Below are 21,712 nucleotides of genomic sequence, written 5' to 3'. Positions count from 1 at the left end.
ATACTAACATTGGAACGCTTAAATTTGTTTAACTCACCCGTCTGGGCGCAGGTTCAAACAGGGGGTCATAGAGGCCAAGCCGCATGGCCTGACGCACTAAATGCATGATGTCGCTTTCAGCCAGGGTAAAAAGATCATCGAAATCGGACAACTCATAATACAGCGGCTGCATAATATCGATGCGGTAAGGTGTACGCAGGGCATCCAGCGCATTCATAGGCACTTTCACAGGGGCATCACTTTCCAGCGCATAACGGGTTTCACCCGGCGATGACAAAATACCGCCGCCATAAATACGCTGCCCGGCGGGGGTTTTTACCAGACCAAATTCAACGGTAAACCAGTACAGGCGGGCCAGATAGATACGTTCTTCTTTCGACGCATCCAGACCCAGCTTGCCGTAGGTATGGGTAAAATGCGCAAAAGAAGGATTGGTTAACAGCGGGCAATGGCCGAAGACCTCGTGAAAAATGTCCGGTTCCTGCAGGTAATCGAATTCTTCCCTGCTTCTGATAAAAGTTGCCACCGGAAATTGCTTATTTGCCAGCAGCGAGAAAAAGGATGAAAAGTTTATGAGTGCCGGTACCGGCGCGGTTTGCCAGCCTGTTGTTGCTTGCAGGATCCGGTCAATCTCACCTAATTGTGGTATGCGGTGCGCTGGCAGGTCCAGTAGTGCCAGCCCGTCCATATACTGTTTACAGGCTCTGCCCTGTAATAACGAATCCTGACGTTGATAAAGCTCAGACCAAATCTTGTTTTCTTCTCCGGACCAGGAGATCACACCGTTTTCGTCCGGTTGTCTGGACTGATAAGCAGATGACTTCGCCATAAAAAACCTTAATTGCTGTTACTCATTTTAGTCTAAGGAATTTATGACACTGTGGAAGTCTCAGGCTGATTCAGCCTGAGACTTCCCATGTAACATTAATTTTACAAATTAATATAAGCCATTGAATTAGTGAAAGTAAATAAGAAGGCCGGTGACACTGATGTGTCACCGGCCCTCATTTGAGTTCTTTAACTACCGGTCTGCTTCTGCCGTCACTTTATTCAGAGCTGGCTGATTTCACGGTTTAACTGAAACTCTCTGGAGGTTACATATTTTTCCATTTTGCGCAGACGCAATTCTGATTCTTTGAACCTCGAGGCGATATCATGCACTGCCTGCTTCGGTGGCTCACCGGCCTGCCAGACTTTCGTCTTTACCGACACTTTGCCGGATTGCTCGTGCTGCTGTGCGCCGGTACTGCTGTTTGTCCAGCCTTTACCCTGATGTCCTTTAAACCGGCTTAACGGATCATCCTGTTGAGCAGAAACATTGGCAGGTTTCGGTTCCAGAATAAACCAGCAGGCAATGTAGCCGATGAACACGAAGGTACCGGCCAGCAGGAAAAAAGCAGACACAACCAGAATTCTGACAAGCCACCTTTCCAACCCGAAATAGTCTGCTATACCACTGCATACCCCTGCAATTCTGGCATTTTCGGTGTCACGGTAGAATTGACGGTTCATGCTCTGTCTCTCCACTGAGGCGCTTCACTATCAAGAATGGCTTCCAATGTTTTGATGCGGTCAGACATTTTTTCAGCCTTTTCCGCGAGTTCATTGATCGTTGCGAACTCTTCTGCGCTTAACCCCTGATTGACTTGCTTCTTACTGCGATAGTGCAGAATAAGCCAGATGGGTGCGACAAATATCAAAAACAAAAATAAGGGTACCAATAGCAGTGCCAGTATTCCCTCGTCCATAACCATAACCTCCGATTTCTAGTGAGAACTGCCCACAAAGCCGCTTGTCCGGCTTCCTGTGAGCTAGGAAACCGCCACCGGGCGCGCATTATTCTGCGCTTTTATTTTCTTTTATTTTAGCTTTTAACGCTGCTAATTCTTCGTCGATTTTATCGCCGGCTTCCAGCTCGGCAAATTCATCATTCAGCGTTTTCTTACCTAAGTCGTACGCTTCTACCTGAGACTCCAGGTCGTCGATTTTGCGCTCATATTGCTCAAACCGGCCCATAGCAGCATCAACTTTACTGCTATCCAGCGTACGTTTCACTTCTAAACGTGAACTTGCCGTTTTCTGGCGCATAATAATCGCTTTTTGACGGGCTTTTGCATCGGCCAGCTTATCCTGTAACTGTCCAACCTCATCCTGCAGTTTCGAAATCTGCTCTTCCACTACCGCCAGCTCTTTACCCAGAGCAACGGCAGCTTCTGCAGCTTTCTTACGTTCCTGTAATGCTGCACGTGCCAGATCTTCTCTGTCCTTACTTAAAGCCAGTTCCGCTTTGGCCTGCCAGTCCTGTGCATCGGCTTCGTATTTACTGATTTGTGCAGTAATTTCCTTTTTACTGGCGATGGTTTTCGCAGATGCTGAACGCACCTCAACCAGTGTGTCTTCCATTTCCTGAATAATCAGACGAACCATTTTTTCCGGATCTTCAGCTTTATCCAGCAATGCATTAATATTTGAGTTCACTATGTCGGTGAAACGCGAGAAGATACCCATATTCATTACCTCCAGCTCGTATGGAATCATGCAAAAGTGCATGGATTTTAATGCTCGTAGTTAATACGCATCTCTGTCTTAAGCTATTCAATATGCTTGCCAACTAGCCAATACTTTTTAATCCACTGAATTTATTCATTTTTTCTGAATTAAATTAATGTTCGATTCTGCGAAGTTTTTCATCTACACTAATTATTGGTCTAAATGACTAACAATTGAGGGACTAAATGAGTAGATTTCGCCAACAGGATAACTTGCTGGGTCAGGCCAACAGCTTTCTGGAAACACTGGAACAAATTTCCCAAATCGCACCACTGAACAAGCCGGTGCTGGTTATCGGAGAACGGGGGACGGGTAAAGAACTTATTGCCGCCCGTCTGCACTTTCTGTCTCAGCGCTGGGATCAAAATTACATTAAGCTGAATTGTGCCGCGCTGAATGAAAATCTGCTCGAAAGTGAACTCTTCGGTTATGAAGCGGGGGCATTTACCGGTGCAGCCAAACGCCGTGAGGGCCGTTTTGAAGTCGCCAATAACGGCACCTTGTTTCTGGATGAGTTAGCGAATACCTCAGGTCTGATTCAGGAAAAATTACTCCGGGTCATTGAGTACGGTGAATTTGAACGTGTGGGCGGTACTAAAACCCTTAAAACCGACGTGCGTCTGATAGCAGCAACCAATGAAGATTTACCTGCACTGGCGGAAAGCGGCGAATTCCGCGCCGATTTACTCGACAGACTGGCATTTGACGTTATTACCATTCCACCGCTGAGAGAACGGAAAGAAGATATTCTGTTACTGGCTGAAAACTTTGCCATTAATATGGCAAGGGAGCTGGATATGGAATTATTCAGTGGTTTTACAGAGAAAGCCCGCCGCACCTTACTCGATTATCACTGGCCGGGTAACATTCGTGAGCTCAAAAACGTGGTGGAAAGGGCCGTGTACCGCTGCAATAACCCTCACCTGCCTGTCCACGAAATCATTCTTGACCCGTTTGAATCCCCCTTCAGACCAAAAGGCCGTATTAAGACTCAGGACAGAATTACCGCTCCCCCGCCGGCATCAGAAATCAACGGCATTCAACCTGATCTCCCCCCGCCTCCCAACGACGCTGTATTTACGCCGGTGCCCGAGGCTGCGCAAGCTCCGGTTTATCCGTTGGATCTGAAAGAACGCTCCCAGCAATTTGAAATTGATATGATCAGGCAAGCACTTGAAGACAGTCAGTTTAATCAGAAAAAGACTGCAGAAAAGTTGAGTCTGACTTATCATCAGCTCAGAGGCTATTTAAAGAAATACAATTTACTGGATTCTTCAGCGGAATCTGTGGAGGCATAACGGTGCGACGGGGTTTTCGGTGGGCAACTATACTGGTCGCGCTGACAGGGCTTCAGGCCTGCGATAAATCAGAGCAGGTTGCTTTTTACCAGTCTGGTATCATCTACTGTTCTGAAAGCAATCCGGTGAATTTTAACCCGCAAACCGATACATCAAGCACCACCGCCGATGCCACCGCCCACCAGGTTTACGACCGGCTTATGGATTTCGATCCTGAAACCGGTCAGATTGTGCCAAACCTGGCCAGCAGCTGGCTGGTATCGGATGACGGACTTACCTATACATTTCAGTTAAATAAAGATGTGGAATTTCACACCACGCCTTACTTTACCCCGACCCGGAGCTTTAACGCCGACGACGTCATTTTCAGCATCAACCGCTGGCGGCTGGAAGCCAATCCATATCACCGCGTGTCCGGTGGACGCTACCCTTATTTCGAAAGTCTCGGCATCGCTGCCAATATTGAAGATGTGAAGCGCATCAATGGCTACCGGATTGAGATCACCTTAAAACAGCGTGACAGCTCTTTCCTGGCGAACCTTGCGACAGACTTTTCCGTTATTTTATCAGCCGAATATGCTGATTTTCTGTTGAGCCGTGGCACGCCGGAAAGGATTGACTATTACCCCATTGGTACAGGCCCCTTTAAATTTGAAAGCTACCGCAAAGACCACTATATCCGTTTTCTGCGCAACGAGCATTACTGGGGTGAACAGTCGTTGCCGGAAGGCCAGTCAAACACGGAACACCTGATTTACGACATCACGCCGAAGAGCTCAATCAGGCTTGCCAAACTGATCACCGGAGAGTGTGATGCTATTGCCTTCCCGGCCCAGACAGAATTGGAGGTGATCCGTAACCGTGAAGAGCTTGAGTTATCTGAAAAACCCGGTCTGAACATCGGTTTCTGGGCGTTCAATACCAACCGTCCTCCATTCGACAATCCGGACGTGCGTAAAGCGTTGGCACTGGCTATCGACAAGAATACCCTCCTTGAAGCTGTGTACTTTGACAGTGCCACACGGGCAAAAACCCTGCTTCCTACTGCCAGCTGGGCTTTCCAGAGTGATGCCGAAGATACCGCTTACAATCCGGTACTGGCAAAAAAATTACTCACGGAAGCAGGCATTGAACCGGGCTTTACCATGACAATTTGGGCAATGCCGGTGGAGCGCGCTTACAACCCGAATGCCACCAAGATGGCTGAGCTGATCCAGCGATATTTGTCAGCGGTGGATATTCAGGTGAATATTGTCACTTATGACTGGACCACGTTTCGCCGCCATCTGCGGGAAGGCTTACACGACAGCGTGCTGATTGGCTGGTCCGCAGACAACGGTGATCCGGACAACTTTTACCGGCCTTTGCTCAGTTGCGGCGCAATCCCGTCCGGCACCAATCGCGCAATGTGGTGTAACGAACGATACGATTCACTGATTAATGAAGCACTGCAAACGCAAAATATGGAGCGGCGCAAAGCAATCTATGAAGAAGTGAACCGCTTGCTGTATGATGAATTACCCATCGTGCCTATTGCTCATGCTTACCGGTATCAGGCTTACCGTAAAAATCTGAAGGGCATGAGTATTAATCCGTACGGTGGTGTACGTTTTGCCGGAGTGACGAAATCCCTGTGATACAAATTCTGATCCGCTATGCGACCCTGTTTATAACCACTATGCTCGTGCTGGCGGCATTGTCCTTCGCCCTTGCTTATTTGTTTCCCGGCGACGTACTGGTGAATCTGACAGGAATCACGCCGCAAAATGAGGCACAGCGTGCTGCACTCATCCGCCAGTTTCAGCTCGATAAACCCTATCTGTTTCAATTTATCTATTATGTGCAGCAACTGCTTCAGGGGAACTGGGGGTATAGTTTTATATCCGGTCTGCCGTTAAGGCAGGAAATCGGTATCGCCATGCCCGCCACAATAGAGCTCAGTGCCTATGCACTTTTTATCGCTATTTTTGTGGGTGTGCCTCTTGGCTGTTATGCGGGGTTACGCAGTTACACCAAACGGGATTACCTGATTAATTCGGCCAGTATGGTCAGTTACTCATTTCCGGTATTCTGGATAGCGCTGGTTTTCATTTTGTTTTTCAGTCTGAATCTTGGTGTGGTGCCGTTATCAGGGCGTGTGAGCTTGTTATTTGATGTGCCTCCGCAAACCGGCTTTATCCTCATCGACATCATCATTGCAGACAGTGTGGACAGCGGCCTGGCACTCAGCGATGCACTCATCCACCTGCTCCTGCCCACGGTATCTATCGCGCTGGTTTCCACCGCCTCCATGGTCCGGCTGACAAGGCGTTCAGTGATCGACGTGCTGAAAAGCCCGTACATTGCAGCGGCAGAATCCCGCGGACTTTCCAAGCGGCAAATCTTTTTCCGCCATATACTGAGAAACGCCTTACTCCCCATTTTGCCACTGATGGCGATCCAGATTACAACGCTCATCACCAATGCCATGATTGTTGAAACCTTGTTTTCCTGGCCGGGTATTGGCAACTGGCTGATTCAGGCCATTTACCAGCGCGATTATCCGGCACTGCGTGTTGGTATGCTGGCAGTAGCTACAGTGGTGATCAGTTTCACTATTATGATTGATTTGTTTAATCGCTTTATCGACCCAAGCAGGGAAAAGTACGAACGTGGCACGGTTTAGTTTATATCAGGAAGAATCGCAGCCCTCTCCCTGGCAGCGCACCTGGGAAGAGTTCCGCAGCAGTCATGTGGCCTTTGCCGGCTTCATTGTGCTCGGCCTGTTTTTCTTCGTGTCTCTGTTTGCGCCGCTGGTAGCGCCTTACGACCCGTTACAGCAAAATATCGATGCCCTGCTGGTGCCGCCGAGCTGGGAACCGAACGGTACCATCTCCCACCTGTTCGGCACTGATGCACTGGGCAGAGATGTATTTTCACGCATTATGTACGGCTGCCGGGTTACCTTCGGGTCCAGCCTGATGCTCGTGCTTATCGCTATGCTGGCAGGTGTAACAATTGGCACCATCGCCGGCATGACCAGCGGTGTTCGCTCCAGCGTGATAAATCATACTCTGGATGCGCTGATGGCCATCCCTACTCTGCTGATAGCCATTATTATCGTGGCCATTCTGGGTACTGGTCTCGTCAACAGTATGTGGGCGATTACGCTGGCACTTATTCCTCAGTTTATCCATCACACCCGCTCTTATGTGCGCAGTGAAATGAAAAAAGAATACATTCTGGCGTCCAGGCTGGATGGCGCCCGGCCTTTGCAGTTATTTTTTCACTCGGTGTTGCCGAATATGATTGAAATGCTGGTGGTACAGGGGTCACTGGCGTTATCCATTGCTGTCATCGACATTTCCGCACTGGGTTTTCTGAACCTCGGTGCACAGCCACCCCTTCCCGAGCTGGGCGTAATTCTGGCAGACGGACTGGATGTGGCTTATATCGCGCCCTGGAACGTGGGTCTTCCCGGCCTGACGATATTTTTGATGGTACTGGCGGTGAACATTGTCGGTGACGGACTGCGCTCTGCACTTCGACGGAGGCTGACACACTAATGCCCATGCTCGATATAAAGAATATGACGCTTGAGATAGATAACGGGAATACCCGTGTTAAAGCGTTAGACAAAGTGAACCTCACCGTTAACAGCGGAGAAATCCGCGCGCTGGTGGGCGAATCCGGCTCCGGCAAGAGTTTGATGGTTCAGGCAATTTCCGGTTCACTTCCCCAGCAGTGGCGTATCACCGCTGACAGAATGAGCTGGAATGGTAAAAATATGTTGTCCATGTCAGCAAAAGAGCGGCGTGAACTGATGCGCCGGGATATCGGCGTGGTATTTCAGGATCCGGTATCAGCCATGGATCCCTCCACCACATTAGGTGAGCAGTTAGAAGAAGCCATCCCGGATGAACTGGTAAACGGTAAATGGTTCTGGCAACGCAAGCAGGACCGCCGGAAAACCGCTATCAGTACCGTACACAAAGTCGGGATTAAAAATCATAAGCACTATCTGAATGCGTATCCCCACCAGGTGCCTACCGACATTGGTCAGAAGTTCATGATTGCTATGGCGCTGATTTCACAGCCCAGACTGTTAATTGCTGACGATCCCACTCGTGGCATGGAAACGACCACGAAGACCAAAGTACTGAAGTTACTGACACGTCTGAATCAAACAAAGTCATTATCCATATTGTTTGTCAGCCACGATTTGCTTGCCATCGCCAGTATGTCTCACACCATGACAGTGCTGTACTGCGGCCAAACTGTTGAATCCGGCAAAATGAAGCATATCCGTAAACGGCCGCTGCACCCGTACACAAAAGCACTGCTGGACAGTGCGCCGAGTTTCAGGAATGACTTACCGCCTAAGTCCGTGTTGCCGGCACTGGACGGCACCATTCCTTCATTGCAACACGTTCCCATTGGCTGCCGGCTGGGCCCGCGCTGCCCCCGCGCCCAGCGCGCTTGTGTCAGTACGCCCGGCGTGCGTCGTATCCATGACCACACTTACAGTTGTCACTTCCCTCTGCACATGGAGAAGTTATGAGTGAGATCATGCATGTCAGCGGCCTGACATTCCGCCACAGTGATAAGAAACGCTGGCTGAAAAAGCCGGAAGTGTTTGCCTTAGGGCCTATAGAACTGAGTGTGAAGCGCGGCGAGACTATTGCCATCATCGGTGAAAACCGCGCCGGAAAATCCCTGCTGGCCAAGCTGCTGGTGGGTGCAGTGCCTGCCGATGAAGGCGAGATATTCCTCAGCAACGTGATGTATAACGCGGCTAAAAAGAAGTCGACTAAGAGCTATAACGCCAGCAATGATATCCGCATGATTTTCCAGCACAGCAGCGAAGCCATGAACCCCGGCATTCCTGTAGGGCGTATTCTTGATGAGCCGTTATCGCTGAATACTGAACTGGATGAAACAGAACGCAAGAAAGTCATCGAAGATATTCTGGTTAAAGTGGGATTGCTGCGTGATCACTACTACTTTTACCGCCACATGTTGTCTGACGGTCAACAGCAACGTGTAGCCATCGCCAGAGCCATGGTATTACAGCCAAAGATTCTGGTCGCAGACGAACCTTTTGCTGCACTGGACCCTTCAGTACGCTCACAAACAGTAAACCTGATCCTGAACCTGCAAAAAGAGCTGGGGTTGTCGTTTATTTTTATCTCCCACAACTTAGGCATTGTGAGACACATTGCCGACCGGATCATCGTGATGGAAAACGGACAGATTGTTGAAACCGGCAAAACGGAAACAATCTTCCGCTGGCCTCAACATGATATGACCAAAAAGCTGATCCTTGCTTATCAGTCACTGGTACCCCAGCAAACGTTGACCTGAGTGGTCAACGTTGCCCGGAAAGACAATTAACCCACCAGCGCCAGCAGAATACCTGCTGCGACGGCAGAACCCAGTACGCCGGCTACATTTGGCCCCATGGCATGCATTAACAGGAAATTATGCGGGTTACTCTGCAAACCCACTTTATTGACCACTCTCGCCGCCATGGGTACAGCGCTCACCCCGGCAGCGCCGATAAGCGGGTTGATTCCGCCACCGCTCATTTTATTCATAAGTTTTGCCATCAATACACCGGCGGCAGTGCCGATAGCGAAAGCAATCGCACCTAAGCCGAGGATCCCTAACGTTTCCACAGTTAAAAATTTATCGGCAGATAATTTAGACCCCACAGCCAGGCCCAGGAAGATGGTCACAATATTGATAAGTTCATTCTGCGCCGTTTTTGACAGCCGGTCTACCACACCGCATTCCCGCATGAGGTTACCAAAACAGAACATACCCACCAGTGGTGTTGCAGAAGGCAGGAATAAAATGGTCAGAATGAGTACCGCCAGCGGAAATATGATTTTCTCTTTTTGCGACACGTGGCGTAACTGCGCCATTTCGATTTTTCGCTCATCTTCACTGGTCAGCGCTTTCATAATAGGTGGCTGGATAATAGGAACCAGTGCCATGTAAGAATAAGCGGCGACAGCAATTGCCCCCAGCAAATCAGGGGCAAGACGGGAAGCCAGAAAGATTGCCGTGGGTCCGTCAGCACCACCGATGATGGCAATAGCACTGGCATCTTTTAACGTGAAATCGAAACCGGGAATGAAATTAAGGGCAATAGCGCCGAACAATGTGGCAAAAATACCAAATTGAGCCGCAGCGCCCAGCAGCAACATTCTGGGATTTGCGATCAGTGCGCCAAAGTCTGTCATCGCTCCCACACCCATGAAAATCAGTAACGGGAACACGCCGGAATGAATGCCCACTTCATAGATGTAATATAACAGGCCACCCGGTTCACTGAAGCCAGCCAGCGGAATATTGGTTAACAGCGCGCCGAAACCGATGGGTAACAGCAATAGCGGCTCGAATTTTTTCACGATGGCCAGATATAAAAGCAGTAAACCCACTGCCATCATTACCAGTTGCCCGCCCTGAAAATGCGCCAGTGCAGTGCTGTCCCACAAAATTGATAATTTTTCCATCAGTTCAACTCTATCAGCGCCTGACCACTGGCAACACTGTCACCCTCTTTCACCAGAATACGGCCAGCTGTTCCGTCAAAGGCGGAACGGATTTCGGTTTCCATTTTCATCGCTTCAAGAATAATAACCACATCCCCGTTGGACACAGCATCACCTTCAGAGACTAAAATTTTGAACACATTGCCGGATAACGGCGCATTGATTGCCTGTCCGCCAGCCGGTGCGGCTGCGCTGCTTTGAGCCGGTGCGCGCGCTGTTGCGGCCGGTGTAACACTGGTCAGCGTGCCGGATTCAGCCACTTCCACGTGATACACTTTGCCGTCTACTTTCACATCGTAGCTTGAGGGTTGCCCCACTGCTTTTGGAGCAGCAACAGGCGCTGTAGCCACTTCCGGCTCTTTGCCCGGCGCAAGTTCAAAGGCATCCGGGTTGCCGCGGTTTTGCAAAAACTTAAGACCGATTTGCGGGAACAGGGCGTACGTGAGTACGTCGTCAACTTGCTCTTCCGCCAACAGGAAGCCTTTTTCTTTGGCCAATGATGCCAGGTCGTCAGTCAGGCTTTCCATTTCCGGCTTGATCAAATCAGCCGGGCGGCAGGTAACCGGCTCACCACCATCAAGCACACGGGCCTGCAATTCAGCATTCACCGGCGCAGCAGTTGCGCCATATTCGCCTTTCAGTACACCCGCCGTTTCTTTGGAAATACTTTTATAACGTTCGCCGGTGAGTACGTTCAAAACAGCCTGCGTCCCCACGATTTGTGAGGTAGGTGTGACCAGAGGAATGAAGCCAAGATCTTCACGTACACGGGGAATTTCCTTGAGTACCTCATCGAATTTGTCTTCGGCGCCCTGCTCTTTCAGCTGGCTTTCCATGTTTGTGAGCATGCCGCCCGGCACTTGCGCCAGCAGAATGCGGGCATCGACACCCTTAAGGCTGCCCTCGAATTTGGCGTATTTCTTTCTCACGTCGCGGAAATAAGCAGCAATGTCTTCTAACCCCTCCAGCGACAAGCCTGTGTCTCTTTCTGTGCCTTCCAGTGCCGACACAATAGTCTCAGTGGCGCTGTGACCGTAGGTCATACTCATTGACGATATAGCGGTATCCAGCATGTCAATGCCGGCATCAATGGCTTTCTGGTAGGTAGCTGTGCTCAGACCGGTGGTGGCGTGACACTGCATGGCAATAGGCACCTGCACGGTTTCTTTCAGGCGGGTAACCAGCGTTTCGCACTCGTAAGGTTTAAGCAAACCAGCCATGTCCTTAATGCAGATAGAATGCACGCCCATGTCTTCGAGCTGCTTCGCCATATCCACCCAGCCGTCGATTGTGTGCATAGGGCTGATGGTATAGGACATGGTACCCTGCGCGTGAGCGCCGCAATCAATGGCAGCCTTCACGGCGGTTTGCAGATTACGGACATCGTTCATCGCATCAAATATGCGAAAAACATCCACGCCATTTTCATGGGCACGTTCAACAAAACGGGTGACCACATCATCAGCATAGTGGCGATATCCTAATAAGTTCTGCCCACGGAGCAACATTTGTTGCCGGGTTTTCGGCATGGCTTTTTTCAGCGCCCGGATGCGCTCCCAGGGATCCTCACCCAGATAACGGATACAGGCATCAAACGTTGCCCCTCCCCAGGATTCAACAGACCAGAAACCTGCATTATCGAGCTCGCCTGCAATGGGTAACATGTCTTCCAGACGCATGCGGGTAGCCAGTAAAGACTGGTGGGCATCACGCAATACAAGTTCTGTCAGTGCCAGTGGCTTAGACATAAAAAATCCTCTTTGATGCTATTTTTGATTGTTTCTGTGCTGATGAATGGCTGCTGTGATGGCAGCTATGGTTTGCCCGCTCACGGCTGACTGAGCAGGTGCAGATGGCGTTCTCACCGGAACAGCGACGTCTTCATTGCCGGGATAACGCCGGCAGTACCAGGCAATGGCCTTAACACCGGCGATGAGCAGTGCCAGAAAAGCGAACACAAATACCATGCCGGTTAACATTAATGTGGCAGCTTCACCAAGCAAACTAACTAACGAATCTGATGCCATGTCAGAACCTGTTTATATTGTGATGTGAGTATTAGGAATAAGTAACATGTTAAACAGGCAGAAACAATGCGACTTCGGCCTTATATTCACTAACAAAAGCAACATTTTGCGATGAAAATCAGACAGAACGCCGGACGAACCTGCACATGTGCTATGATTCAGTGTGGGCGATATTTGCACAATCGCAAATTGAATGAAGATGTTGATTCAGAATTAATGAAAATATGTGCCTGAACAAGGGAGCCAGGCACATAGCGGGGGTGTTTGAAAAACTAATCAGATATTTTTTTATTAATCTTACTGATTAACTGGCCAATTTCTGCCCGGCGGCCCTCATCGGCAACAGGACGGTCTTCTCTGGCCGGCGCCTGCAAAGCTATTGCGGCGAAGTGCTTTGCCTGCATGTAGTCACCTTCGTCATATAAATATTCTGCATAAAAGTAATTTGGATCGATGCCTTCAGGGTTGACCACAAGCGCCCTTTTCAAAAGTTGCTCTGCTTTTTTATTACTGCCAAAGCCTATGGGCCATCCGGGTACCTTGTGATACAGCACTCCCAGACTTGTCAGTGCAGAACCTTGCAGCGCATTCTCATCCAGCCTGAGCGCTTCTTCCAGGTTTTTACGGGCTGCCTTTGCGTAGGAAAGTGCCCCCAGGCCACCTTCCGCTCCAGCTGTACTCGACTGTACAATGCCAAGCCAGATATGACTGTCTGCCTTTTCCGGAGACTGTTTTACCAGCCACTCTGCTTTTGTGATCAACTTCTTAAATGCTTTATCTTTGTCTTCCTTCGTCTTGTAATTAATTTCAGCCCATTCATGCTGAATGTCTGACAAACTGATTGCTTCACTGGCAAGCACAGTATTCATAAAACTGGCAGCCACTATTGAAACTATATATTTAGTTATCTTCATAGCCATTTTTCCTCTTTCGCTGAACTTACAAACTGACGGATTGTGGTTAACTTTTTTGCTAACGCGAAATCTACCAACTCAGGCAGCGCTCCGTTAAGACGCGCAAACCACTTTTCGGGTGAACCAATAAACCATCGACGTCTGGATTTAGACAGCTGAAGCATCAGGGCGTCAGCAACAACCTCCGGCGCATCAGTTTCATTGCCAAGAGCGTGATTCATCGCGACAACATTTTTGTTGTTAATTGCAGTATTCGTTGCTCTGGGTGCAAGATAATGAAAAGAGACGGAGGTATCGCGATATTCGCGGCTAAGTGATTCTGTCCAACCTCTTAATCCGAATTTTGAAGCGCAGTAAATGCTGTGATATGGAAAGCCTACAGAACCAAACGTCGACCCTATATTAACAACCCGCGCTTCCTCACTTCTTCGCAGAACCGGCAAAAGTCTTTGCGTTAACGCCACAGGTGCCAGCAGATTAACAGTCATCACATCTTCAATAGCCTGTGCGGGTACACCGTGGAAATCTCCAACACAAGACACGCCCGCATTGTTAATAAGCAGGGTTAATCCCATCTCCTGGCATACGTTAGCAATCTTCTCCCTGTCATCAGGCCTGGTAATATCAACACATAAAATCCGGTGCTGACCGGGCAAGGCCTCTGCCAGCTCAGACAGCTTTTGTGCATTACGGCCGGTAAGGATAAGACGCGCGCCCGAATCAGCCAGCCTTTTAGCTATCGCCTGACCAATTCCGCCGGATGCGCCTGTGAGTAAACAAACTTGCTTTTGCCATTGAACAGACATTATGCAACCTCTTGAATGGCGGTATCTTGAGATAGTGTGCGAAAGATATTTGCATAGAGTTGAAAGAACATCTTGGCGCTGTGAACAATGATATTCTGCTCTTCGACATCCTCAATTTTGTTCATCAAGTTTTTGAAGAAAACGATATGTTCCTGATCCAGCGAACCATGAGAACGCAAATAACTGAAAGCATTCCGGGGCAAATCTAACTGCTCTTGAATTGATACCGCAGCGTTGTCAGCTAGAGCGATACTGGTACCTTCCAGTACAAACACCATACCAAAAAAACAAAGAGGTGATTTTCTGCGGATACTATCCCATGCGTAGGAAACCATGAGTTCAGTAGCTGCGGCAGGCTGGCTGTTGCGCACTTTTTCCTTATCGGCACCACAGGCGGCAATATCATTCAGAATCCATTCCTGATGCCCCATTTCCTCCTCAATATATTCCGCAACAGCTTCCCGCAACCACTCTTTGTCGTCAGGTAAAGCTGCGCCTGTTGCCATGAGGAGCGGCACTGTATGTTTCACGTGATGATATGCCTGACTTAAAAAGGCAATATAGTCGCTCAGGCACACATCACCGGCAAAGCACCGCCGGATAACCGGAGAACTGACCAGATATGCACGTTCTTTCTGGGTTTCATTTTCAAGACGTTGATACAGATTCATGCTTCAATTTCCTCAGAGATAAGGCCGCTCCCGGCATACATTGTGTCGATGACTGACTGATATTTTGACGCCAGAGCATCCCGTTTAAGCTTCCGGTTTGCCGTGAAAAGGGTTTTATCTGTGGCCAGTTCCGGCACGGATTGCCAAACTCTTACCCTGGCGTATTCGGGTAAATGCTGATTTACCGCAGCGATTGCCTGGCCGGTTATTTTGCTGTCCAAACCGGATTCATAGGGCAGCAAAAGTGCACCGCAATATGGTCTGGCTTCCCCCGTCAGCACAACAAGTCTGAATAAACCTGTTGCCATGAGTTCTCCCTCAATCCACTCGGGGGAAATATTTCTGCCGAAAGAATTAATAAACACATTCTTTTTGCGGCCGGCGATCTGAAAAAATCCATCTGTTTGCACCGCGAGATCTCCGGTGTAAACGGCTGTGGGATAAAAAGACTCCGGCATGTTTACGTATCCCAGAAAAAGCGTTCCGGTGATCACAATCTCGCCATCTTCAATGACCAGCCTGTTATGGCCAAGTGCTGTGCCAGCACTGTAAATATTGTCTTTAGCTGGTGTATTAAGCGTATTAACCGATACACACTCAGACAGTCCATATCCCTGATAAACAGGCAATCTGCAATCTCTGGCTTTCTTAATCAGTGCCGCCGGTACAGTCGCTCCGCCCACAGCAATAAATAATAATGAAGCAGGAGGTTGCCAGCCCTGAGAACACGCTGAGACCAAAAGCTGCAAGAGCTCAGGTACAAGAATGAGTGTGGAAGGCTTCGCCTCTGAAATACTTTGAAGCATGCGTTCCGGTGATGTAAGCGAAACGCCCTCAAAGCCCAGTGATTCAGCACGACGAAGCACAACACAGCCTCCTGCCATTAGTGGCGCATAGATACCTGCGATGTTTTCCAGCAAAGTAGACAATGGCAGCAAACACAAATGCCTGGGCGAAGCGATACCGGTCGCATTGACAAGACTTTCAGCCACCACTTTTTGCGACTGGTGACTAAGGCATACGCCTTTTGGATTTCCGGTTGAACCAGAGGTAAAAGTAATCTTACCGGTACCGTCAGGTACCAGAGGCGTCTTACTTCCGGCAATTTGATAAAGATATAGTCGCTGAAACGGGCACTCTTTCAAACTGAAGGTTTGATTCGTCACAGGACTAGCAGAAAAATAGTATTCAATACCGGCTTCCGCGAATAAATGAGCCCGCTGTTGCCGGGAAAAATAGGGAGGTACAGGCACCAGCACCTTTCCGGCAGCCTGACAGGCAAGATCAAGAATGACCCATTCGGGACTGTTGCTGATCTCAATGGCAAAATGAGCGCCTGGCTGACATTCGAACCAGAATGACAACCGGTCAACTTCAGCAGCCAGTTCTCCGTAAGTCATTACGCCCTCTTCCCACTCCAGAGCGGGAAGTTCAGCCCGGGATAACCAGTTACCTAAAATCACAGGGCCTCCTCTATTTCAGTGGACAGCTGAGCACATTGTGAAGCAAGCCCCGAAAATAAAGTCCGGATCCGGCTATTTCTGAAAAGCTGACTAACGATGTGAGATAAGCTAACTGCTACCACCTGTGGCGAGGTATCGTAATAATTCCCCCATTTTATCTGGTCATCATCGGACAATGCGTCCCGCCTGGCTGAGGCCAGAATTGTCAATTGAATATGACTTTTAGCCATCAGGGTTCGCAAAGAAGAAGTGGCAGTAAAAACCAGGACTTCATAGTCGCGCCTGAAAAGTGCAAGTGCTGTGATAAGTAATAAGGGCAAAGTAAGATATGAAGACGGACTGAACAGGTTGCCGATTTCCGCAATCCGGTGGCGGGGTGTCACCAGGCCGTTGCGCGCCAGGCACACTTGCAAACTATCTTTCAAATAAGTTTCTACAAAAAAGGGGGACTGTCCTGTTCTGATCCCTGCAACGGCCAACGGGGTTGTATTTCCGACCCCGACCAGCAATGGCATGAATTCTGTTATCTCAGCACCAAATGCTGCCCGGAAACCTCCTGCCACTTGCTGTTCGAGCACCGGACGGTTAAGAGCCCCCTGAGTAGCCGCAAACACCGAAAGCGACGATGCCGGCTTATACCGTTTATTTGCAGGCAGTTCCGTTGCGGAAACATCTGCAGTAGTTTTTGTACTTAACATAAAAGACACTCTTTTGTTTGTTAAGTACAGTGTGAAGGGGAAAACTTAAGGCAATCTTAATATAGATAAAAATACCCGGTTAACGTCAAATAATTCAGAATTCATATTCCAGCGCCATCCGTAACGTATGGTCTTTACTATCACCATTGAATCCGGTGATAAATGCAACTTCCCACTTTAATTGTCTGCTGGCCGGGAAACGTTTTATCCCCATGAAACCCGGCCCTGCGCCCACATAATCCTCTGCGGCATAGAATTCAATGGCGGGCTGAATTTCCGGTATCCAACGGTACCGGTATTTCATTTTAAATTCGCCTTCGAATTCACTGGCTATATTATCGCCCCATTCATACACCAGAAATACGTTGGTAGTCAGACTGAACCGGCCAAATTCCTTTTCAGTCAGCACTCCGGATTTTGCAGACCAGTCATTCGAAGCGAGTTCCTTCTCGATTTCAAACAGCATTCCCCAGTCAGCCCAGTATTGACCCTGTTCTGTCAGCATCCAGCGAAATTCCAGCTCATATGAACTTGCTCCGAAGTCCCCCTGCTCATCCCGGGAACCGACAATATATGCCTCAAGAATTGTGCGCTCCGACAAAGCATGACCGAAGGAATAGCGCTGCTGCAGCAGGTTGCCATCGTCGTTCTGTCTGGACATGAGACGCCACTCCACTTCCCGCTCAAAAGGCAGTACATAAGGATGATAAACTCTGTCCACGATGAAATTATCAGCCAGTGCGGAGCCGGAAATCAGCAGACTGAAAAGAAGAAAAATATAATACCGCATTACACACTTCTCCCCGTTGCTTTACGTCTTTGTCGTCCACGCAACGAAAGTTTCAATATTAAAGGCACAATGACCGCAAAAGAGTAGACAGCCAGATAAACAGGGCCCGGTGTTGCCTCATAGCCCACCAGCACGTTAAAGAAATGGCCATACTCACTGTCATCTGCCAGCCATGATGATGTGTCCCACACTCTTGGCTGCTCGTTGAGTAAATTAATTTGCTCAGCCATCACCGTTATATTCGCCACCTGGCCGCCAATGAAAACAGCCAGCATGCTGATTTTGATGAAGTAAGAATGCGTGGATTCAAGCACAAAGAATAGCAATACGCTGACACTGCAACTGATCCCCAGCCCGATAATCGTTCCTATCATCAGACTCATATCAGCTTGCTGAGATGGCCAGTAGGCAACACTATAAATAATAAAATGAATGGCATTTACCATTGTGATACTGCTTAACACTGCCCATGCAGAAAATAATGAAACCGGCTCAGCGACTACATAACGACAAAAGGCTATAAATGCGACAATGAGAGCAATACCTTTTGCCCATTCCAGTCCGTTACCGTCGGCCACTTCAGATAATGCTGACAAATTGATATACAGCATTATTGCCATCGCAAGACCGGTAATTGTGCCGGTAAGGATCACTTTTACTGTTGTTTGTCGCTGTACGAGCAAAAAGCTGATCAGCAGGAAGATAGGCAAAGTATCGCGAATAAACAGGATGACAGTATTAATTAGCATCTGGCTTTCCTTCTGCGCTGACTACAACAGATCCTACTGCGGTATTCGGGTGATACTCACCAAAATATTGATATTCGCCGGGCGGCAGAGGCCCGACAAAGATAGTGCCTTTACTGTTCCCGAAAATAACTTTTTCTCTGTTTAAATCGAAGCTGTCGATCTCTTCCGGCGTGGTGTCATGATTTATGAAAGTCAACTTTACTTTCTGATTAGCGGGGATCACGATGGTCTGCGGCACAAACAAATTGTCTCTGATTTCTATTACAGCCTCAGGCATCTTTGCAAAGGTAAAGCATGGGATAAGCAGGAAGCTTAGTCCTGCCGGATATCTCATTTTTCTCACAGAGATACCTCATTCAAAGGCAGCTGAACACGAACTTTAAGCCCTCCAAGGCCTGAGGTCCCAAGCTCTATCGTCCCCTGGTGCAACATTAAAATCTGCCGCACGATAGCTAATCCCAGACCGCTCCCGTTCGTCTGGCGGGCCTCCTGCTTTTGATCCCGGTAAAAACGTTCAAGGACCTTTTCTCTTTCTTCTGCAGCAATCCCCGGACCAGAATCTTCAACGAGCAGCTCTGCGCTATTTCCTTGCTGACGAACAGTAATTTGAATCACCGCATGCACAGGAGAGTATGAAATCGCATTTGCTACAAGGTTTGACAGCAGGGTGTAAAGTGTAAATTCAGTAGAATGTATCCGGGTACTTTCTCCTTCAAGGCTAATTTCCTGTTCTTTAAACTCAACTTTTGAGTACAAATCAGTAATGACTTTTTGCGCGACTTCGAATGCGTCAACTCTGCCCAGTTGCAAGTGGAACAGTTCGGGACTGGTCCGGCTTAGCAGTAAAATCTGATTGACCACATGAATCATTCTGTCAGTATCTTCCCGGATTGCAGTGAGCTTTGAAGATTGCTGCGGCATATCCTGAGCCACATTGTGCAAGTTTATTTTCATCACGCTCAGTGGCGTACGTAACTCATGGGCAGCATTTGAAGCAAATTGCTGTTCCCGCTCAAACGCTTCCTGCAACCGCGAAAACATGCTGTTGAGCGTTTTCATAACAGGTTGCATTTCCTCGGGAACTTGCGGTAACAGAATCGTCGAGAGATCCTTCCCTTTCCTGCGGGACAATTTTTCCGATAACACTTTAAGCGGGCGCAGCCCCCTGCTGACCGATAAAAATATAATCAGAGCAAGGATCGGCACCGCATAAATAAAGGGCATGATGACCGAAATAACTAGTGACTCCGACAAGTCGACCCGACGCTGAATAGGTTGAGCCACCAGTACCACATAGTCTCCCGGGAGTGTTTGCCTTAATACCCGCCAGCGTTTAGCGGTAAAATTTCTGTCACTGTATCCGTCTTCTCCGGAGGCAAGCGCAGTTAACGGTGCATTCTCTGACCGCGCAATAAGCTGCTGATTTTGCCAGATTTGATAGACCAGGCCCGGCTCATGATTTGTGTCTGTGATTAATCCATTAGTGACAGCCACTGTACCCAGCACGCTTTGCAACTCTTCATCCATAAAAGAGCCCGACACGCGGGTCGCAGCCCGGTACCCATGAATAGCAGCGCTGAATATAACCAGTATAAGGAAGCTCACCAGAACTGCCGTCAAAAAGCGGCGAATAGATCTCACTGGCCGGAAGCCTTCACAGGAATACAGTAGCCCACACCGCGTACGGTTTTAATAAAGCTTTCCGGTAACTTTTTCCGCAAATGATGTATGTGCACTTCAATCGTGTTGCTGGCTACTTCTTCTCCCCACTCATAGAGCCGTGATTCAAGTTTTTGTTTAGGCTGTATGCGGCCACCGTTCTCCATCAGAACCTTAAGCAGCATTAATTCACGGCGGGGCAAGGCAACAGATTGTCCGGTGACACTCAGTTCCAGGGTTTGCGTGTTAAGCTGTACTTCGCCAATAGAGACCACGGCACTGGTTGCCGTTCCCAAACGTCTTTCGACAACCCGCAAACGGGCGAACAACTCGTCCATTTCAAATGGCTTTGGCAGATAATCATCGGCTCCTGCGTCGAGTCCGAGAATTTTGTCAGAGACTTTATCCCTGGCGGTAAGAATAATGACAGGCATATGCGGCAATTTATGACGAAGTGATTTGAGTACTTCTAATCCGTCCATATCGGGCAAGCCGAGATCCAGAATAGTAATGTCGTTCTGACCGGTCAGTGCAGTATTTATCCCGTCTTTCCCTTTGTATACACAATCAACAACGTGATTCGCGTCCCGCAGGGATTGCGCAAGGGCATCGGAAAGGGGTCTGTCATCTTCAACAAGTAGAATTCGCATAAAACCGAATCTGAGAGAATTGTTGGCAGATTATAGCACCATAAGCTTAAAGAAAACTTAAGGCAGAGTTTAAAGGGGAAAAACGAAAAAAGCCCACCTGATGGTGGGCTTTCCGGTATGGCGCGTGTGGAAGGATTCGAACCTCCGACCGCCTGGTTCGTAGCCAGGTACTCTATCCAGCTGAGCTACACACGCTTTAACTGTACTTTTACGTTTTACCGTAAAAGGTGGTGCTTTTATAAGATGGCGCGTGTGGAAGGATTCGAACCTCCGACCGCCTGGTTCGTAGCCAGGTACTCTATCCAGCTGAGCTACACACGCGCATTAAAACTTATTGTTGGCCACCACGTCCAACCTTGAACAATGGCGGAGAGGGAGGGATTCGAACCCTCGATACCAGTAATAGGTATGGTTCCTTAGCAGGGAACTGGTTTCAGCCACTCACCCACCTCTCCGTAACAGTGGTGCGCATTTTACTGATACTCGTGAGGGAGTCAAACCCTTTTTTCAATAAAATGAATCGTATGCTGCCATTTTAAACAAATCGGATAAAAAGCCCGCTCTATCATACCTCAGAGTCAAAAAAGGCCGGTTCAACCGGCCTTTTTCTATCGGGATTATTCGGTAACACTGTTACCCGGCTGCCCGCCTTTCTCAGCCTGTATACGCATGTAAATCTCTTCACGATGCACTGATACTTCTTTCGGCGCATTCACACCAATTCGTACCTGATTTCCTTTAACGCCTAATACGGTAACCGTTACATCATCACCGACCATCAGGGTTTCACCTACACGACGAGTCAAAATAAGCATTCGCTTGCTCCTGATCCTTACAAATGAAAATATCCTTTAACCTTATGTCACTCGCCGGCACGACCCGACGGTAACGTCAGTGA

Annotated in this window: 24 protein-coding genes and 3 tRNA genes; 6 read left to right on the top strand and 21 right to left on the bottom strand. The window is 48.7% G+C overall.

Annotated elements, in window-relative coordinates; translation table 11 throughout:
• Positions 1-28 precede the first annotated feature (28 nt).
• The 4 genes from phhA to pspA all read right to left on the bottom strand — a co-directional run bounded on the left by phhA (position 29) and on the right by pspA (position 2,508).
• Complete coding sequence (phhA, locus tag DS731_RS06865; protein ID WP_119500627.1) at positions 29-829, bottom strand: phenylalanine 4-monooxygenase; 801 nt, start codon at positions 827-829, stop codon at positions 29-31.
• Between the two features lie 221 nt (positions 830-1,050).
• Positions 1,051-1,512, bottom strand: coding sequence for an envelope stress response membrane protein PspC (gene pspC, locus DS731_RS06860; protein WP_119500626.1), 462 nt, complete (start codon positions 1,510-1,512; stop codon positions 1,051-1,053).
• Positions 1,509-1,748: an envelope stress response membrane protein PspB gene (pspB, locus tag DS731_RS06855; protein ID WP_119500625.1), complete on the bottom strand. Its 240-nt coding sequence runs from the start codon at positions 1,746-1,748 to the stop codon at positions 1,509-1,511. Before pspB ends, pspC begins: the two co-directional genes overlap by 4 nt.
• Positions 1,749-1,836: 88 nt before the next feature.
• Entirely contained in the window at positions 1,837-2,508 is a 672-nt protein-coding gene (gene pspA / locus DS731_RS06850; protein WP_119500624.1) for a phage shock protein PspA, read from the bottom strand.
• A gap of 227 nt (positions 2,509-2,735) precedes the next feature.
• Between pspA and pspF the strand changes: the two genes are divergently transcribed.
• From pspF to DS731_RS06820, 6 genes are read left to right on the top strand one after another with little or no spacing between them, the layout of a single operon-like run.
• A complete protein-coding gene (gene pspF / locus DS731_RS06845) occupies positions 2,736-3,848 on the top strand; it encodes a phage shock protein operon transcriptional activator (RefSeq protein ID WP_119500623.1) in 1,113 nt (370 codons plus the stop codon).
• Between the two features lie 2 nt (positions 3,849-3,850).
• On the top strand, positions 3,851-5,485 hold the full coding sequence (locus DS731_RS06840) for an ABC transporter substrate-binding protein (RefSeq protein WP_181013657.1): 1,635 nt from the start codon (positions 3,851-3,853) through the stop codon (positions 5,483-5,485).
• On the top strand, positions 5,482-6,513 hold the full coding sequence (locus tag DS731_RS06835; RefSeq protein WP_119500621.1) for an ABC transporter permease: 1,032 nt from the start codon (positions 5,482-5,484) through the stop codon (positions 6,511-6,513). Before DS731_RS06840 ends, DS731_RS06835 begins: the two co-directional genes overlap by 4 nt.
• On the top strand, positions 6,500-7,393 hold the full coding sequence (locus DS731_RS06830; RefSeq protein WP_119500620.1) for an ABC transporter permease subunit: 894 nt from the start codon (positions 6,500-6,502) through the stop codon (positions 7,391-7,393). Before DS731_RS06835 ends, DS731_RS06830 begins: the two co-directional genes overlap by 14 nt.
• Complete coding sequence (locus DS731_RS06825; protein WP_119500619.1) at positions 7,393-8,388, top strand: peptide ABC transporter ATP-binding protein; 996 nt, start codon at positions 7,393-7,395, stop codon at positions 8,386-8,388. The genes DS731_RS06830 and DS731_RS06825 overlap by 1 nt, the downstream gene beginning before the upstream one ends.
• Positions 8,385-9,191 carry an ATP-binding cassette domain-containing protein gene (locus DS731_RS06820; RefSeq protein WP_119500618.1) on the top strand — a complete coding sequence of 269 codons (807 nt, stop codon included), beginning with the start codon at positions 8,385-8,387 and terminating at the stop codon, positions 9,189-9,191. The genes DS731_RS06825 and DS731_RS06820 overlap by 4 nt, the downstream gene beginning before the upstream one ends.
• Positions 9,192-9,217: 26 nt before the next feature.
• On the opposite strand, the gene DS731_RS06815 is transcribed toward DS731_RS06820, so the two are convergent.
• The 17 genes from DS731_RS06815 to csrA all read right to left on the bottom strand — a co-directional run bounded on the left by DS731_RS06815 (position 9,218) and on the right by csrA (position 21,629).
• A complete protein-coding gene (locus tag DS731_RS06815; protein WP_119500617.1) occupies positions 9,218-10,348 on the bottom strand; it encodes a sodium ion-translocating decarboxylase subunit beta in 1,131 nt (376 codons plus the stop codon).
• Positions 10,348-12,135: a sodium-extruding oxaloacetate decarboxylase subunit alpha gene (gene oadA, locus DS731_RS06810; RefSeq protein ID WP_119500616.1), complete on the bottom strand. Its 1,788-nt coding sequence runs from the start codon at positions 12,133-12,135 to the stop codon at positions 10,348-10,350. The genes DS731_RS06815 and oadA overlap by 1 nt, the downstream gene beginning before the upstream one ends.
• An 18-nt stretch (positions 12,136-12,153) precedes the next feature.
• Positions 12,154-12,414, bottom strand: a complete 261-nt coding sequence (locus DS731_RS06805) for an OadG family protein (protein ID WP_119500615.1) — start codon at positions 12,412-12,414, stop codon at positions 12,154-12,156.
• A gap of 272 nt (positions 12,415-12,686) precedes the next feature.
• Entirely contained in the window at positions 12,687-13,283 is a 597-nt protein-coding gene (locus DS731_RS06800; RefSeq protein ID WP_232373542.1) for a tetratricopeptide repeat protein, read from the bottom strand.
• Between the two features lie 41 nt (positions 13,284-13,324).
• Positions 13,325-14,134, bottom strand: a complete 810-nt coding sequence (locus DS731_RS06795; protein ID WP_119500613.1) for an SDR family oxidoreductase — start codon at positions 14,132-14,134, stop codon at positions 13,325-13,327.
• A complete protein-coding gene (locus tag DS731_RS06790; protein ID WP_119500612.1) occupies positions 14,134-14,805 on the bottom strand; it encodes a TenA family transcriptional regulator in 672 nt (223 codons plus the stop codon). The genes DS731_RS06795 and DS731_RS06790 overlap by 1 nt, the downstream gene beginning before the upstream one ends.
• Positions 14,802-16,268 carry an AMP-binding protein gene (locus DS731_RS06785; protein ID WP_119500611.1) on the bottom strand — a complete coding sequence of 489 codons (1,467 nt, stop codon included), beginning with the start codon at positions 16,266-16,268 and terminating at the stop codon, positions 14,802-14,804. Before DS731_RS06785 ends, DS731_RS06790 begins: the two co-directional genes overlap by 4 nt.
• A complete protein-coding gene (locus DS731_RS06780; protein WP_119500610.1) occupies positions 16,265-16,966 on the bottom strand; it encodes a thermostable hemolysin in 702 nt (233 codons plus the stop codon). Before DS731_RS06780 ends, DS731_RS06785 begins: the two co-directional genes overlap by 4 nt.
• 94 nt (positions 16,967-17,060) lie before the next feature.
• Positions 17,061-17,756, bottom strand: coding sequence for a hypothetical protein (locus tag DS731_RS06775; protein WP_119500609.1), 696 nt, complete (start codon positions 17,754-17,756; stop codon positions 17,061-17,063).
• Positions 17,756-18,505 (bottom strand): hypothetical protein, encoded by a 750-nt coding sequence (locus DS731_RS06770; RefSeq protein WP_119500608.1) that lies wholly within the window; start codon positions 18,503-18,505, stop codon positions 17,756-17,758. Before DS731_RS06770 ends, DS731_RS06775 begins: the two co-directional genes overlap by 1 nt.
• Complete coding sequence (locus tag DS731_RS06765) at positions 18,495-18,839, bottom strand: cupredoxin domain-containing protein (RefSeq protein WP_119503337.1); 345 nt, start codon at positions 18,837-18,839, stop codon at positions 18,495-18,497. The genes DS731_RS06770 and DS731_RS06765 overlap by 11 nt, the downstream gene beginning before the upstream one ends.
• A gap of 5 nt (positions 18,840-18,844) precedes the next feature.
• Positions 18,845-20,146, bottom strand: a complete 1,302-nt coding sequence (locus DS731_RS06760; protein ID WP_119500607.1) for an ATP-binding protein — start codon at positions 20,144-20,146, stop codon at positions 18,845-18,847.
• Positions 20,143-20,814 (bottom strand): response regulator transcription factor, encoded by a 672-nt coding sequence (locus DS731_RS06755; RefSeq protein ID WP_119500606.1) that lies wholly within the window; start codon positions 20,812-20,814, stop codon positions 20,143-20,145. Before DS731_RS06755 ends, DS731_RS06760 begins: the two co-directional genes overlap by 4 nt.
• A 118-nt stretch (positions 20,815-20,932) precedes the next feature.
• Positions 20,933-21,009, bottom strand: a tRNA-Arg gene (locus DS731_RS06750).
• A 49-nt stretch (positions 21,010-21,058) separates the two neighbouring features.
• Positions 21,059-21,135: transfer RNA gene (locus tag DS731_RS06745), tRNA-Arg, on the bottom strand.
• Positions 21,136-21,178: 43 nt separating this feature from the next.
• Positions 21,179-21,269 (bottom strand) — tRNA-Ser (locus DS731_RS06740).
• A gap of 162 nt (positions 21,270-21,431) precedes the next feature.
• Positions 21,432-21,629 (bottom strand): carbon storage regulator CsrA, encoded by a 198-nt coding sequence (gene csrA / locus DS731_RS06735; RefSeq protein ID WP_119500605.1) that lies wholly within the window; start codon positions 21,627-21,629, stop codon positions 21,432-21,434.
• Between the last annotated feature and the right edge of the window lie 83 nt (positions 21,630-21,712).

The sequence above is a fragment of the Alteromonas sp. RKMC-009 genome, assembly GCF_003584565.2.
In the GTDB taxonomy this organism is placed as follows: Bacteria; Pseudomonadota; Gammaproteobacteria; order Enterobacterales; family Alteromonadaceae; genus Alteromonas.
The sequence above is the reverse complement of the archived record's forward strand: the minus strand, read 5'-3'. Positions and strand labels throughout refer to the sequence as shown.

What these genes read in the sequence shown, in the direction of transcription:
- phhA (WP_119500627.1), bottom strand. Translation starts at nt 829, where the DNA reads ATGGCGAAGTCATCTGCTTATCAGTCCAGACAACCGGACGAAAACGGT.
- pspC (WP_119500626.1), bottom strand. Translation starts at nt 1,512, where the DNA reads ATGAACCGTCAATTCTACCGTGACACCGAAAATGCCAGAATTGCAGGG.
- pspB (WP_119500625.1), bottom strand. Translation starts at nt 1,748, where the DNA reads ATGGACGAGGGAATACTGGCACTGCTATTGGTACCCTTATTTTTGTTT.
- pspA (WP_119500624.1), bottom strand. Translation starts at nt 2,508, where the DNA reads ATGGGTATCTTCTCGCGTTTCACCGACATAGTGAACTCAAATATTAAT.
- pspF (WP_119500623.1), top strand. Translation starts at nt 2,736, where the DNA reads ATGAGTAGATTTCGCCAACAGGATAACTTGCTGGGTCAGGCCAACAGC.
- DS731_RS06825 (WP_119500619.1), top strand. Translation starts at nt 7,393, where the DNA reads ATGCCCATGCTCGATATAAAGAATATGACGCTTGAGATAGATAACGGG.
- DS731_RS06820 (WP_119500618.1), top strand. Translation starts at nt 8,385, where the DNA reads ATGAGTGAGATCATGCATGTCAGCGGCCTGACATTCCGCCACAGTGAT.
- DS731_RS06815 (WP_119500617.1), bottom strand. Translation starts at nt 10,348, where the DNA reads ATGGAAAAATTATCAATTTTGTGGGACAGCACTGCACTGGCGCATTTT.
- oadA (WP_119500616.1), bottom strand. Translation starts at nt 12,135, where the DNA reads ATGTCTAAGCCACTGGCACTGACAGAACTTGTATTGCGTGATGCCCAC.
- DS731_RS06805 (WP_119500615.1), bottom strand. Translation starts at nt 12,414, where the DNA reads ATGGCATCAGATTCGTTAGTTAGTTTGCTTGGTGAAGCTGCCACATTA.
- DS731_RS06800 (WP_232373542.1), bottom strand. Translation starts at nt 13,283, where the DNA reads ATGAATACTGTGCTTGCCAGTGAAGCAATCAGTTTGTCAGACATTCAG.
- DS731_RS06795 (WP_119500613.1), bottom strand. Translation starts at nt 14,134, where the DNA reads ATGTCTGTTCAATGGCAAAAGCAAGTTTGTTTACTCACAGGCGCATCC.
- DS731_RS06790 (WP_119500612.1), bottom strand. Translation starts at nt 14,805, where the DNA reads ATGAATCTGTATCAACGTCTTGAAAATGAAACCCAGAAAGAACGTGCA.
- DS731_RS06780 (WP_119500610.1), bottom strand. Translation starts at nt 16,966, where the DNA reads ATGTTAAGTACAAAAACTACTGCAGATGTTTCCGCAACGGAACTGCCT.
- DS731_RS06775 (WP_119500609.1), bottom strand. Translation starts at nt 17,756, where the DNA reads ATGCGGTATTATATTTTTCTTCTTTTCAGTCTGCTGATTTCCGGCTCC.
- DS731_RS06770 (WP_119500608.1), bottom strand. Translation starts at nt 18,505, where the DNA reads ATGCTAATTAATACTGTCATCCTGTTTATTCGCGATACTTTGCCTATC.
- DS731_RS06765 (WP_119503337.1), bottom strand. Translation starts at nt 18,839, where the DNA reads ATGAGATATCCGGCAGGACTAAGCTTCCTGCTTATCCCATGCTTTACC.
- DS731_RS06755 (WP_119500606.1), bottom strand. Translation starts at nt 20,814, where the DNA reads ATGCGAATTCTACTTGTTGAAGATGACAGACCCCTTTCCGATGCCCTT.
- csrA (WP_119500605.1), bottom strand. Translation starts at nt 21,629, where the DNA reads ATGCTTATTTTGACTCGTCGTGTAGGTGAAACCCTGATGGTCGGTGAT.